The sequence below is a fragment of the Vineibacter terrae genome, assembly GCF_008039615.1.
Lineage (GTDB): Bacteria > Pseudomonadota > Alphaproteobacteria > Reyranellales > Reyranellaceae > Vineibacter > Vineibacter terrae.
In genome coordinates this window covers 1-13917 of the sequence record NZ_VDUZ01000075.1, presented here as the reverse complement: position 1 = coordinate 13917, position 13917 = coordinate 1, and the positions used below count along the sequence as shown (strand labels likewise).

Sequence of the window (13917 nt, the reverse complement as noted above, 5' to 3'; positions counted from 1 at the left end):
CCGTCACAGCCCCAGCATTGCCTTGGCGATGATGTTGCGCTGGATCTCGTTGGAGCCGGCGTAGATCGTCGAGGCCCGGTTGTTGAGATAGAGCGGCATGGCGGTGATGCCGTGGTCAGGCGTCACCGTCGGCTCGTTCCAGCCCAGCGAGCGCGCGTCGGGCTCGAACGGCGTGGCGTAGTACGCCAGGGCCTCGACACCCAGGCCGTCGAGCTTCTGCAGGGTCTCCGAGCCGCGGATCTTCATCGCCGACGACACGGCGCCGGGATTGCGCCCGCGGCTGAGGTCGCTCAGCACCTGCAGCTCGATCATCTCGAGCGCCTGGATCTCGATCTCGGCCAGCGCCAGCCGCTCGGCGAAGTCCGGCGTGTCGATCAGGCGGCCGCTGTCATCGGCCCGCTCCTCGCGCGCGATGCGCCGCACGTCCTCGAGCCGGGCGTAGAGGTTGGGCGTGTAGGCATCGCCGCCGCGCTCGAACTCGAGCAGGTACTTGGCCACGGTCCAGCCGGCATTCTCCGGCCCGATGCGGTTGGCCTTGGGTACCCGCACATTGTCGAAGAACACCTGGTTGACCTCGTGGTCGCCGGCCAGCGTGATGATCGGCTGCACGGTCAGACCGGGCGTCTGCATGCTGTCGATCAGCAGGAAGGTGATGCCTTCCTGCGGCTTGGTGTCCTGCGCCGTGCGCACGAGGCAGAACATGTGGTTGGCGTGCTGCGCGAACGTGGTCCAGATCTTGCTGCCGTTGATCACGTAGTCGTCGCCGTCGGAGTCGGCCCTGGTCTTCAGCGACGCGAGGTCGGAGCCCGACCCGGGCTCGGAGTAGCCCTGGCAGAAGACGATGTCGCCGGACGCGATGCCGGGCAGGTACTTGGCTTTCTGCTCAGGCGTGCCGAACTTCATGACCACCGGCCCGACCATGCGCACGCCCATGTTGAACACGCGCGGCGCGTCGACGGCGGTGCATTCGCGCGCGAAGATGTAGCGCTGGGTCGCGCTCCAGCCCGGGCCGCCATGCTCCGTCGGCCAGGTGGTGGCCGACCAGCCCCGCCGCGCCAGGATGCGATGCCAACGGAACCCGGCCTCGACCTCGGCGAAGGCGCCGCCGGTGCGGGCGCCGGCCTGCCGCAGGTCCGAAGTCAGGTTGTCGCGCAGGAAGGCACGCACCTCGTCCTGAAAGGCGCGATCTTCGGAGCCGAGAGAGAGGTCCATGGCGGTTCCTTCCTGGTGACCATCATATGATCGGCACAGAATATGAATAGCAGCTCATGGCTGTCGAGCGTGTCGCGCGCTGGACAGCCCGTGATGGGCAGATATGCTTTCGCCTGTCGATGCGGCACCTGGAGGCCGGCCCATGGTCGTCAATCGCCTGCGCTCGGATCATGTCGGATGGCGCCGCGTCATGTGGCGTGGCTGTGTGCTGCTGGGCCTGTGCGCCATGCCGGCGGCGGCCCAGGACACCAAGGAGGTCGACCTGGCGCTGGTCCTGGCGGTCGACGTCTCCGGCAGCATCGACCCCGACGAAGCCGAGCTGCAGCGCCAGGGCTATGTGCGCGCCTTCACCGATCCGCTGATCAAGAAAGCGATCCTCGGCGGCTACAGCGGCCGCATCGCCGTGGCCTATTTCGAATGGTCCGACGCCTGGCGCCAGCAGCTTCTGGTCGACTGGACCCTGCTCGACAGCGAGGCGGCGATCGAGGCCTTCGCCGACCGCCTGGCCAAGGCGCCGATCACGATCCTGACCCGCACGTCGATCAGCGGCGCGATCCGCTATGCCGTCCCGCTGTTCGAGCGCAATCCCTACAGCGCCGAGCGCAAGGTGCTGGATATCTCGGGCGACGGCGCCAACAACGACGGCGGCCTGGTCACGCAGGCGCGCGATGACGCGCTGACGCAGAAGATCACCATCAACGGCCTGCCGATCATGAACGGCCGGCCCAACAAGTACGGCTTTCCGCCCGACCCGGACCTCGACCGCTACTACGAAGGCTGCGTCATCGGCGGGCCGCGCTCGTTCCTCGTCGTGGCCAACAGCTTCCAGAATTTCGACGACGCCGTCCGCAAGAAGCTGATGCAGGAGATCGCCGGCATCACGCCCAACGGCAGGACCCGCGCCAGCGACGTGCCGGAACGGCGCCTGGGCGTCACCGGCGAGCGGCAGGTGGCGCAGGCCCTGGAAGGCTCGATGCCGGCTCCCGGCAAGCGGCCCTACGAGCTCGGCTGCGACATCGGCGAGCGCCGCTCCCGCGAGTTCTGGCAGCGGCGGTTCCAGCAGTAGGGCTGGAGCTGACTGCGTGGTCGGGCCGCGGCGCTCCAGCGCCGCATCCGGCGCGCGGCGCCGGACCCATGAGCGGCGCTGGAGCGCCGCGGCCCGACCATGAGGCACCTTGGATTCCGACTATTTCGGCCGCGGCCGGACGCGGGCGGTGGGCTCGGCCACCAGCGGGTCATCGGGCCAGTAGTGGCGCGGGTAGCGGCCCTTGAGCTCGGCCTTCACGGCGCGATAGCCGGTGGCCCAGAAGCTGGCGAGATCGCGTGTCACCTGCACCGGCCGCCGCGCCGGCGACAGCAGGTGGATCAGAAGCGGCACCTTGCCGCCGGCAATGCGCGGCGTCTGGGCCAGGCCGAACATCTCCTGCAGCCGCACCGCCAGCACCGGCTCCTCGACGTTGCCGTAGTCGATCGGCACGCGCGAGCCGCTGGGCACGGCGACGTGCGTGGGCGCCATCGCGTCGAGCGCCTGGCCCTGGTTCCAGTCGAGCTGGCCGCGCAAGGCCGAGCCAAGGTCGACGCGATCCAGATGCGTACGGCGCGACACGCCGTCGAGGTAAGGCCCCAGCCATGCCGGCAGCGACTCGAGCAGCACGGCATCCGACAGGTCCGGCCAGGCGTCGCCAAGGTGCCGGCGCAGGAACAGCACACGCTGCCGCCATGCCCGCAGGCCATCCGTCCAGGGCAGGCTGTCGAGGCCCATGGCACGGATGCCATCCAGCATCGCGGCGCGCACGGCATCCGGATCGGCATCCGGCAGCGGCTGGTCCTGCAGCACCAGCGTGCCCAGGCGCCGCTGGCGGCGCGCCACGACGGCCTGCTCGCGCGCATCCCAGCGCAGCACGTCGCGCGCGACCAGACGTTCGGCAAACAGCGCCTCGATATCGGCCAGCGCCAGCGGCGCGGCCAGGAAGATGCGCGCATCCTGCGCCCCTTCATCCAGGTCGGCGATCGCCAGCCATTCCTCCGCCGCCAGCGGGTCGCCGTCCGGCACGGCGGCACCCCGTCCGCCGCTCAGCACATAGCGGTTGCCGCCGCCGGCGCGCCGACGCGCGATGCGATCGGGATAGGCCATGGCCACCAGCCGGCCGGTGGCGCGGCTGTCAGGCGCATCCTCATCGCGCACACCCAGCCGCCGCTGCAGGTCACGCGCGCCCTGGCGCACCGCCGCCAGCGTGCCGCGATCGATCGTGGCGCCAGCCACCGGCCGGGTCTCGTTGAGAAGCACGTCGACGCGGTGGCGCAGATCGGGATCGCGCTGCCCGGGTGCGAAGCGCAGCAGGTCACGCTCGCTGATCAGGGATGCCACCAGGCAGGCCAGCGGCCCCTGCCCTTCATCGCGGCCGCGCAGCAGCATATGCGCCAGACGCGGATGCAGGCCAAGCGCCGACATGGCACGACCATGGGCGGTGACGGCGCCGCCTGAATCGAGCGCGCCGAGATCGACCAGCAAGTCCCGGGCGGTCGACAGTGACGCCGCCGGCGGCGGCGTCAACCAGGGCAGGGTCATGGCATCGCGCGCGCCCCACGCCGCCAGCTCCAGCGCCAGCGGCGCCAAATCGGCATCGAGGATCTCCGGCGTGCCGTGCGGGCGCAGGCCGCGCTGCGTGGCCTCACTCCACAGGCGATAGCAGATGCCGGGCGCGAGCCGGCCGGCACGCCCACGCCGCTGCTCGGCCGCCGCCTGCGTCACGCGCACCGTCTCCAGCCGGGCCATGCCGCTGCGCGGCGAGAAGCGCGGCACCCGCATCCAGCCTGAATCGATCACCAGGCGCACGCCGTCGATGGTGAGGCTGGTCTCGGCGATGGAAGTGGCCAGCACCACCTTGCGCCGTCCGGCGGCCGCCGGGCGTATGGCGCGGTCCTGCTCCGCTGCGGAAAGATCGCCGAAAAGCGGCACCAGGTCGGTGTCGGCCGGCAGCCCCGCGCGCAGGCGCTCCTCGACGCGGCGGATCTCGCCCACGCCAGGCAGGAACACCAGCGCGCTGCCCGCCTCGTCCGCCAGGGCGCGGCGCACCGCCGACGCCGTCGTGTCCTCGATGCGCCCCTCCGGATCGCGATCCAGGTAGCGCGTCCGGACCGGAAACATGCGGCCGGCGCTCTCGATCACCGGCGCGCCGCCCAGCACCTTCGCGACGGCGGCACCGTCGAGCGTCGCCGACATGGCCACGATCCGCAGGTCGTCGCGCAGGGCAAGCTGCGCCTCGCGCACCAGCGCCAGCGACAGGTCGGTCTCCAGGCCGCGCTCGTGCAGCTCGTCGAAGATCACGCAGCCGACGCCGTCGAGCGTGGGATCGGCCTGCAGCCGGCGCAGGAACAGGCCGTCGGTCACGACCTCGATGCGCGTGCGCGGGCCGACGCGGCTGTCCAGGCGCACGCGGTAGCCGACGGTCTCGCCGACCGGCTGCGCCAGTGTCTGGGCCATGCGCCGCGCCGCGGCGCGGGCCGCGATGCGGCGCGGCTCCTGCATCACGATCTTGCGCCCGGCGAGCCAAGGCTCGTCCAGCAGCGCCAGGGGCACGCGCGTCGTCTTGCCGGCGCCGGGCGGCGCCACCAGCACCGCCTCGGTGCGCGCGGCCAGCGCCTGCCGCAACGCCGGCAGGGCGTCTTCGATGGGCAAGGTTTCCATGGCTGACCCGTCAGGCACCCTCACCGCGCGGGCATGCGCAGGCCGACATGCCACCACCGCCTGCCGCGGCAATCCCCACGCATTGCGGAGATGGACCATGCAGCTGATGCCGGCGCCCCCCGGCATCCAGTGGCGGGAGAATGCGCAATCGGGGGAGATGCGTCGGAGTCGCGAGGATCGCTGACAGAAATGACAGAAACTCCTTTTACCTGTGCTTGCAAGCACTTGGGGTATGCTGGTCGATCTGACAGAAACTGACAGAAACTGACAGAAACCGACAGATACCGGCAGAAACCGGCAGAAACCGACCTCGCGCTTTTCGATGCGTGCACGCGCCGGAACGGCGCCGGCCGACGCTCTACGGCCGCACCCAGGGCGACATCAAGGCTGCCATTGAACTCAGGGCACGCTGCATGCCCGAACCTGGAAAACCAGTTGCCAAACCAAGCCTTTTACCAGTGACACGTCCGCAGTCCTCATGTCAGCCTATATCATATTCTCCTACGGAGTACAATAAATTTTTCCGAAATGAGAACTGAATAGTGCCAGGACGGCAGCGACTCACTTTTCATCGATAGCCGGTACCAGCTTCTTCCACGGTTGTCTTTCGACCACGGAGCGCTCGACTTCCGCCCCTTGAAGTTGTTCCCGCCATGCGGCACTCAGGGATCAACAAAAGATCACTGGGAGGATGCTCAAATGACCAGAGTTCGTAGTCCACGCGCCTTGCAGCGCCGCCGCGCGCTCGCGCTGGCCGGCGGCGCGCTCGCCGCGCCCATGCTCGCATCCGGCGTTGCCCGCGCCGCCAACGACTGGCCGACCAAGGCGGTGCGCTACATCGTGGTGTTTCCGCCCGGCGGACCGACGGACACGCTCTCGCGCATCGTCTGCCATGAGCTGTCGGAGCTGACCGGCCAGCAGTTCATCGTCGACAACAAGAGCGGCTCGGGCGGCAATGTCGGCGCCGAGGCCATCGCCAAGTCGGCGCCCGACGGCTACACGATCGGCCTCTACACCATCGCCGCGCACGCGATCGCGCCGACGCTCTACGCCCGGCTGCCCTTCGACGCCGCCAAGGACTTCACCGGGATTGCCATGCTGTGGTCGGTACCGAACCTGCTGATGACGCGGCTCGACTTTCCGGCCAAGACGCTGGCCGAGCTGATCGAGGTCGTGCGGGCCAACCCTGGCAAATATTCCTTCGCATCCTCGGGCTCAGGCACCAGCCCACACCTCAGCGGCGAGATCTTCAAGCAGCTTGCCAAAGTCAACCTGCTGCATGTGCCCTATCGCGGCAGCGCGCCCGCCCATCAGGACCTGCTGGCAGGCCAGGTCGACATGATGTTCGACAATATCCCCGGGCCGCTGGCACTGATGCGCGGCGGCAAGGTGAAAGGCCTCGCGGTCACGTCGAAGGAACGCCATCCGGCCGTCCCTGACCTGCCGACGATGGCCGAGCTTCTGCCCGGCTTCGAGATCACCTCGTGGGGCGGCGTCTGCGCCCCCGCAGGCGTGCCACCCGCGATGGTCGAGCGGCTATCGGCGCTGACCAAGAAGGCGCTGGAGAGCAACGCCGTGAAGGAAGCCTTCGACAAGCAGGGCGCAACGCGGACGTGGATGAGCCGCGCCGACACCGAGGCCTACCGCGCCATGGACGAGAAGCGGTTGGCGCCGGTGATCAGAGCGTCGGGCGCGAAGGTGGATTGACGCCCGGCGCGCAGCGGCCTCGCCCCGCGGAGCGCGGGGCTGCCCGGGGAACCTTCCCTTCTCCCCCCGCAGGCGGGGGATTCGCATATGGGAGCACCGGCGCCGTCTCCTCGCCCCGCGGCAGCGGCAGGGCATTCGCATATGACCTCGCCGTCATCCCGAGCGCCCCCTTCGACAGGCTCAGGAGAGGGATCTCCTGCGGCAGGGCGCACGGTGCGCAATTCGCGGGAGATCCCTCGCTACGCTCGGGATGACGATAGGGGCATATGCGAATGCCCTGGCGGCAGCGGGGCGAGGGGTAACCTCGAAGGGTGGGGCTGCGGCGCCACGCCTCAGATCACCTTGCCTTGCCGCATGTCCCTGACCTCTTCGGGCGAGCAGCCGAGCCACTCGCCATAGATCGCCTCGCAATCCGCGCCGAGAAGCGGCGCGCATTTCAGCGGGACGTTGCTGTCCGACATCCGCAGCGGCCACCCCGGCACGGTGACTGCCCCGCGCACCGGATGCTCGATCTTCTGCATCATCCCGCGCGCATGCAGATCCGGGTCGTGCATCAGCTCGAGCGTGGTGAGCACGGCGCCGCAAGGAACACCGGCGCCAGCGATGATCCGGGTCACCTCATGCTTGCTGCGCTTCGATGTCCATTCGGTGATGGCTGCATCCACGGCCTCGCTGTGCTCGAAACGGGTGGCGCCGTCAACCATGCGCGGGTCGGCGAGCAGATCCTCGCGACCGATCGCCTTCACCAGTCGCCGCCAATGCTCCTCGTTGCCGCGCGACGCGAAGATGTAGCACCAGTCGTTGAGTCCGCCTGGCGCGCATGGGTAGAGGCCGCCCGGCGCGGTCCCGGGCACCGCGTTGCCACCGCGCGGCAGCTGGTCGGTCCGCATGGCCTGGCGGCTCATCGGCGTGCGGCAGTAGTTCAGCATCGCGTCGCGCATGGCGATCTGGATGTGCTGGCCGCGGCCGGTCGTCATGCGCTGGTAGAGCGCGGCGACGATGCCCATGGCGCAAAGCATGCCGGTGCCGGTATCGCCGATGGTCGGGCCCGGCCGCACCGGTGGCGCATCGGGATGGCCGTTCACCCCCATCGTGCCGCCCATCGCCTGGGCGATCATGTCGAAGGACAGATAGTTCGCGTGCTCGCTCTCCGGGGCGAAGCCCTTCACCTGGGCGAAGATCAATCGCGGATTGAGCGCGCTCAACCGCGGATAGTCGAAGCCGAGGCGTGCGAAGGTGCCCGGCGCCATGTTCTCGATCAGGACATCGGCCTTGCCGATCATCCGCCTGAGCAGCGCCTTGCCCCCGTCGCTCTTGAGGTTGCAGGTAACGCTGCGCTTGTTGAGGTTGTAGTAGATGAAATAGTGCGAATCGGCATCGGGGCGATCGCTGAATCCCCAGCGCCCCGGCTCGCCGCGATGAGGCTCCTCCACCTTGACGACGTCGGCGCCAAGCCAGGCCAGCGCCTCGGTGCAGGACGGTCCCGCCTCGAACTGGGTGAGGTCGAGCACCTTGATCCCCTTGAGCGCCGGCTGGATCCCGGTCGTGACCTCTGGCTGCACTACCCGCTCCTGCATGGCGATCACTCCCATAGGAGGCCGCGCCGGGAATGCGCGGCCCTTTGATGAGTCACTCCTTGCTGCCTTCATGGTGAGCAAGGTGAATGCTTCGCATTCACTGAGTCGAACCATGAAGGCCTCGCACGGGCGCTGGTGCGGCGCTTCATGGTTCGACCCGGTGAATGCGGGGCATTCACCTGCGCTCACCATGAAGCGCTTTTCCACATCTTCTATGGGCCCTCACTCCATCAGCTATGCCAGGCGAACTCCTGCTGCTTGCGGGCGGAGCCCTGCGAGATCACGACGTTGACCAGGGCGGGGCCGCGGAAGCTCATCGCCTCGTCCAGCGCGCCGCGCAGGTCCTTCGGGTCCTGCACGAAGAAGCCCTTGCCGCCGAAGGCCTCCATCACCCGATCATAGCGGGCGCCGTAGATCAGCGCGTTGGGCTGCAGGTTGAACATCGGGTCTTGCGGGATCTCCGGCATGCCGGGGCCGATGCCGCCATTGTTCAGGACGACGATCTTGGCCGGAAGGTTGTAGCGGACCAGCGTCTCCATCTCCATGCCGGAAAAGCCGATCGCCGAATCGCCGGAGAGGTGGATGACCGGCCGGTCGGGATGCGCCACACAGGCGGCGATGGCCTGGCCGAGGCCGACACCCATCGTGCCGTACGTGCCGGCGTTGAGGCAGGAACGGGCGTTGAAGCTCGGCAATTGCGTGAGGCCGATATCCATGGTGCCGGCCCCCTCGGCGCTCAGGATCGCGTCCCGCGGCATCCAGGCGGCGACATCGCGCAGGGCGCGGTAATAGCCGGCCGGCGCCCGATCGTCGTCGATCTGCGGCCGGATCTGCGCGGCATTGTCGGCCGTCTTCTTGGCGATCGCCTGCCGCCACGGCGAGTCCTTGGGATGGAACCACTGCCGGTCGACCAGCGCCCTGTTGAGCTGCCCGACGATGGCCTTGCCGTCACCGACCAGCGCCACTTCCGTTGCCTTGTTGTGGCCGATCTCCTCGGGCGCGATGTCGAGCTGGATGACCTTGACATCCTTCGCATAGCGCGGCGCCTGGCCGAAGTGGAAGATCCAGTTCAGCCGCGCGCCCATCAGGAAGATGACGTCGGCCTGCTGCAGCGCCAGCGTGCGTGCCGCCCCGGCCGACAGCGGATGATCGTCCGGCATCACGCCCTTGCCCATCGGCGAGCGCACGAACGGCAGCTGCGTGCGCTCGATGAAGGCGCGGACGTCGTCCTCGGCGCGCGACCACGCCATGCCCTTGCCGAGGAGAACGAGCGGCCGCTGGGCCCGCTCGAGCAGGTTCAGCGCCGCCTCGACGTTCTCACCAGGCGCGACCATGCGCGGCGGGTCGGGCGCGCGCCCGACCTCGACGACCTTGTCGAGATCGCATGTGCCCCTGATGATGTCGTCGGGCATGTCGAGATAGGTGGCGCCGGGGCGGCCATAGATCGCGTGCCGGGTCGCCATCTCGACATAGTAGGGGATGCGGTGCACGCTCTCGATGCCGTGCGCGAACTTGCAGAACGGCGAGGCGATCAGCACCTGCCGCTCTTCCTGGAACGCGCCCATGCCGCCGCGGTAGGTCTCCGAGGCGCCACCGATCAGGATCATGGGCCAGCAATTCTGCTGGGCATTGGCGAGACCCGCCAGACCGTGCACCACGCCTGGCCCGGTAACCACGATGCAGGCGCCGGGGCGGCCGGTGAGATAGCCGTAGGCCCCCGCCGCGTACGCGGCGCTCTGCTCGTTGCGCATGCCGAGATAGGCGATGCCTTCCTTCTGCGCGGCCACGGCGATCGCGGTGATCGGAAACCCGACGACCCCGAACAGGTGATCGATGCCCTGCTGCTTGAGGCTCCTCGCGATCAGGGTAGCGCCATCGACTTCGCTCATGTTGCCCCTCTCGTGACCGAATGAACTTCAGCCCCGAGATTATGCATTGATGGCAGGGTCGACAGGGGGGCCCTGCTTTACAGGCCAGCCATGCGGTCCCTGCGTTGGGCGATACCGGCGCTGACCGACCGAGCCGGCATATGCGCTTTACCACCCAGTACCCGCTTCCCGTGGAAAGTGAGTCACGATTGTCATCCCAAGCGCAGCGAGGGATCTCCTGCGGCAGAGCGCACGGTGCGCCATTCGCAGGAGATCCCTCTCCTGAGCCTGTCGAAGGGGCGCTCGGGATGACAGGTGTGCCACCAACCAGTGATTCCGGGGACTAGTTCGCGGCGAAGCAGTACAGCAGTCCGGCGCCGCCGGAGCTCTTCAGAGCGTCAGCGCTGCAGCCCCGCGAGGGGTGGGAGGCGTTCCACGACTTCGAGGGCGCGTCATCGCGCAGGCCCATGCGGTCATGGTGGCCCACCATGGCTGCGCCCTCGCCGCTCTTGGTCCAGTTGCCGCAGGTCATGTCCTTGTCCGGCGGCGGCGCCGTGCCGTCCTCGAGCGAGCCTGTCAGGATGTCATGCTGGTTGACGACGAACAGCCGGCTGGGGATGCGCCGCCCGTTCTCGGCCAGGCCGTTCTCCGTGTCGATACGGTTGTGCGCCGAATGCAGGTCGGCGACGTCGGTGGCGATGCGCACGCCGGCGGCGTTGAGCCATGGCCCCTTGCCGATGCGGTCGCGCGCGTTCACCGCCGTGGCCCCGCCCGTGGCCTGGGCGCTGAGATAGGCGCGCCATGTCTTGGCGCCGGCGCCGGCCTTCTCCGCCAGGGCCTGGCAATGGGCGTCGGCGCCCGTGAGCCCGCCATAGTCGGCGCCCTTGGGACCGCCGGTGCTGGTGATGAAGAAGCTCATGTTGGGGAATTGCGGCGGCTGCTGCTGTGCCACCGCCTCGCCGGCCACGACCATCGTCGCAAGCGCGATCATAGGCATGGCGATCTGGAACTTGCGCATGACGTCACCTCCCGTGGACCCGTGTGGGGCCTCTCTGTTCACTCCCCCAAGCAGATGGGGATCGCGTGCACGTTAGCGCGGAACAGACGGACGGCTAAGTAGGGGGAGTTGGTAACGTGGTGAGATTGGCGTAACTATCAGCACCGATGACAGCCACACAGCGCAGCCGTTGGCCGCAACCAAATGGCGGAGGGGTGCTTCATGGTGAGCACAGGTGAATGCTTCGCATTCACCTGTGCTCACCATGAAGGCTACAAAAATCACCGCGGCTTGCGAAGATTCTTGAGGTCAGTAGTGCAGGGCAGGACCTGTCAGCCCCGGCGCCTCTTTGTGGCGAGATAGGCGATGATGCCGTGGAAGGTGTTCACCTCCTGCTCGGTCGGCCGGGCCCGCTGCAGCATGGCGCGGATGTTGCGCACCATGTCGGGCCGCTTCTCGGGCACGCGCAGGAAGCCGCTTTCGTCGAGCTCGCGCTCCAGATGCAGGAACAGGTTGGTGAGCTCCGCCTTGGTGGCGGGCCGGGCCGTGTTGGTCACCAGCGTCTCGTCCGGCACCGCGCCGGCCTGCGACCACTCGTAGGCCACCAGCAGGACGGCCTGGGCCATGTTCAGCGACGAGAAATGTGGATTGAGCGGGATCGACAGCACGGTGTCGGCATGGACCAGGTCGTCGTTCTGCAGGCCGGTGCGCTCGGGCCCGAACAGCACCGCGCCGCGCTCGCCGGCCGCGATCCATTGGCGCAGCTCCTCCGCGGCGCGCCGCGGGTTGACGACGCGCTGCGTCAGCTCGCGGGCGCGCGCCGTGGTCGCGATAACGCGCGTCATGTCGCCCACCGCATCGGCAACCGACTCGAACACGCGGGCCGACTCCAGCACCGAATCGGCCCCCGAGGACGCACGCTGCGCCGCCGGGTTGGGCCAGCCGTCACGCGGCGCCACCAGACGCAGCTCGCCGAGCCCACAGTTCAGCATGGCGCGCGCCGCCATGCCGATGTTCTCGCCCAGCTGCGGCCGCACCAGCACGACCGCCGGCGCCGGCGCGTCAGGAATATCGCTCTTGTTTGCCCGTCCCATGGGGCGGCGTTCTACACGGGGGAAGCGCTCGGTGCGAGTACTCATCCCTTCCCCACGCGCAGCGTGGGGAAGGTGGCCGAATACGACATATCGACGCTTCGCGTCGATATGTCGGGGATGGGGAGCCGTCGTGGTCTCAGCTACCAAGACCACGTCGGCTCCCCTCCGCCCCTTCGGGGCACCTCCCCAACTTCGTTGGGGAGGACGTTCGTCCCTACCGCCGCGCCGCAACAGGCGCCGGCTTGAGCAGGACCAGCAGCGGGATCGAGGCCAGCACGACGAACATCATGAGCTGGAAGTCGTTGAGGTACGCGATCATCGACGCCTGGCGCGTCAGCTCGACATCCCACAGGGCGAGCGTCGTGGCGCTCTGTCCGCCGCTGCCGACGACGGCCATCCAGGTGGGGTTGAGCGTGGAAATCGACGGCGCCAGGTCGGCGCGTGCGACCTGCGTGTTCTGCGACAGGATCGCCACCAGCGCCGCAATCCCGACGCTGCCGCCGAGGTTGCGCGCCAGCGCGTTGAGCGAGGCGACGTCGGTGCGCTGGCTGGGATGCAGGCTGGCGAACATGATGGTGCTGAGCGGCGGCCAGACGAAGCCCAGGCCGAAGCCCTGCAGCGCCCCGCTCCACACCACCGCCCAGGCATCGATGTCGAAGTTGAACTGCGTCATCAGCCAGATCGAGTATGCGGTGATGCCGAACCCCGCGGCGACGATCAGGCGCGCATCGAAACGGCCGGCGATGCGGGCGAAGATCAGCATGGCGATCATCATGCCGATGCCGCGCGGCGCCAGCATGATGCCCACGGTGATCACCGGATAGCCGCGCAGGTTCTGCAGGAACGGCGGCATGAGCGCCGCGGTGGCGATCAGGATCAGGCCGGCAAGCCCGGCGAACAGCAGGCCGACGGAGACGTTGCGGTCCTCGAACAGGCGCAGGTCGAGAAACGGGTGATTGGTCGTGGTGGCGTGGATCAGGAACATCACCAGCGCCACGCCGGCGATGACCGCCTCGATCACGATCTCGGTCGAATGGAACCAGTCGGCCAGCTCGCCGCGGTCGAGCATGAGCTGGGCCGAGCCCAGCGAGATCCCCAGCAGCGCGAAGCCCATGAGGTCGAACGGTCGCCGCCGGCTGGGCCCATGATCATGGATCAGCGCCACGATGCCGCCCAGGCACAGCAAGCCGACCGGCAGGTTGATGTAGAACACCCAGCGCCAGGAGAACTCCTCGGTCAGCCAGCCGCCCAGCGTCGGCCCCATGATCGGCCCGACCATGACCGCCACGCCCCAGATCGACATGACGAAGCCGTGCTCCTCCGGCGGATAGGAGTCGAGCAGGATCGCCTGCGACAACGGCACCAGGGTGGCGCCGAACGCGCCCTGCACGGCGCGGAACAGCACCATCTGCTCCAGGCTCGCGGCGGCGCCGCACAGCATCGACGTGATGGTGAAGCCGACCACCGCGATGATCAGCAGGCGGCGGCGCCCCAGGCGATCCGCCAGCCAGCCGGCGAGCGGCGTCATGATCGCCGAGCTGACGATGTAGGACGTCAGCACCCAGGAAATCTGGTCCTGCGTCGCCACCAGCGTGCCCTGCATATGCGGCAGCGCGACATTGGCGATCGTGGCATCGATGACGTGCAGCAAGGTCGCCAGCATCATCGTGCCGGTGATCAGCAGCCGATAATGCCGCCCCGGCGCGGGCTGGGCGATCGCGGCAGTCATGGCTTCGGACCGCGCGCGTCCACGCGCGCATCATGAGCGCGCGTG

Annotated in this window: 9 protein-coding genes; 2 read left to right on the top strand and 7 right to left on the bottom strand. The window is 68.5% G+C overall.

The annotated features are described in order from the left end of the window. Positions 1-3 precede the first annotated feature (3 nt). Complete coding sequence (locus FHP25_RS38070; protein ID WP_147852233.1) at positions 4-1212, bottom strand: acyl-CoA dehydrogenase family protein; 1209 nt, start codon at positions 1210-1212, stop codon at positions 4-6. 142 nt (positions 1213-1354) lie between these two features. On the opposite strand from FHP25_RS38070, the gene FHP25_RS38065 reads away from it, so the two are divergent. Next, entirely contained in the window at positions 1355-2278 is a 924-nt protein-coding gene (locus tag FHP25_RS38065) for a DUF1194 domain-containing protein (protein ID WP_231712626.1), read from the top strand. Between the two features lie 120 nt (positions 2279-2398). On the opposite strand, the gene hrpB is transcribed toward FHP25_RS38065, so the two are convergent. Continuing rightward, positions 2399-4900, bottom strand: coding sequence for an ATP-dependent helicase HrpB (hrpB, locus tag FHP25_RS38060; protein WP_147852232.1), 2502 nt, complete (start codon positions 4898-4900; stop codon positions 2399-2401). A gap of 699 nt (positions 4901-5599) precedes the next feature. Here hrpB and FHP25_RS38055 point away from each other — a divergent pair. Next, positions 5600-6607, top strand: a complete 1008-nt coding sequence (locus FHP25_RS38055; RefSeq protein ID WP_147852231.1) for a Bug family tripartite tricarboxylate transporter substrate binding protein — start codon at positions 5600-5602, stop codon at positions 6605-6607. A gap of 332 nt (positions 6608-6939) precedes the next feature. On the opposite strand, the gene FHP25_RS38050 is transcribed toward FHP25_RS38055, so the two are convergent. From FHP25_RS38050 to FHP25_RS38030, 5 genes are all read right to left on the bottom strand, one after another. Further along, positions 6940-8184, bottom strand: a complete 1245-nt coding sequence (locus FHP25_RS38050; RefSeq protein ID WP_178134094.1) for a CaiB/BaiF CoA transferase family protein — start codon at positions 8182-8184, stop codon at positions 6940-6942. A gap of 230 nt (positions 8185-8414) precedes the next feature. Beyond that, a complete protein-coding gene (locus tag FHP25_RS38045) occupies positions 8415-10073 on the bottom strand; it encodes a thiamine pyrophosphate-binding protein (protein WP_147852229.1) in 1659 nt (552 codons plus the stop codon). Positions 10074-10395: 322 nt separating this feature from the next. Further along, positions 10396-11070 (bottom strand): hypothetical protein, encoded by a 675-nt coding sequence (locus tag FHP25_RS38040; RefSeq protein ID WP_147852228.1) that lies wholly within the window; start codon positions 11068-11070, stop codon positions 10396-10398. 311 nt (positions 11071-11381) lie between these two features. Beyond that, complete coding sequence (locus tag FHP25_RS38035) at positions 11382-12143, bottom strand: RNA methyltransferase (RefSeq protein WP_147852227.1); 762 nt, start codon at positions 12141-12143, stop codon at positions 11382-11384. Positions 12144-12357: 214 nt separating this feature from the next. Then, positions 12358-13872, bottom strand: a complete 1515-nt coding sequence (locus tag FHP25_RS38030) for a DHA2 family efflux MFS transporter permease subunit (protein ID WP_147852226.1) — start codon at positions 13870-13872, stop codon at positions 12358-12360. Between the last annotated feature and the right edge of the window lie 45 nt (positions 13873-13917).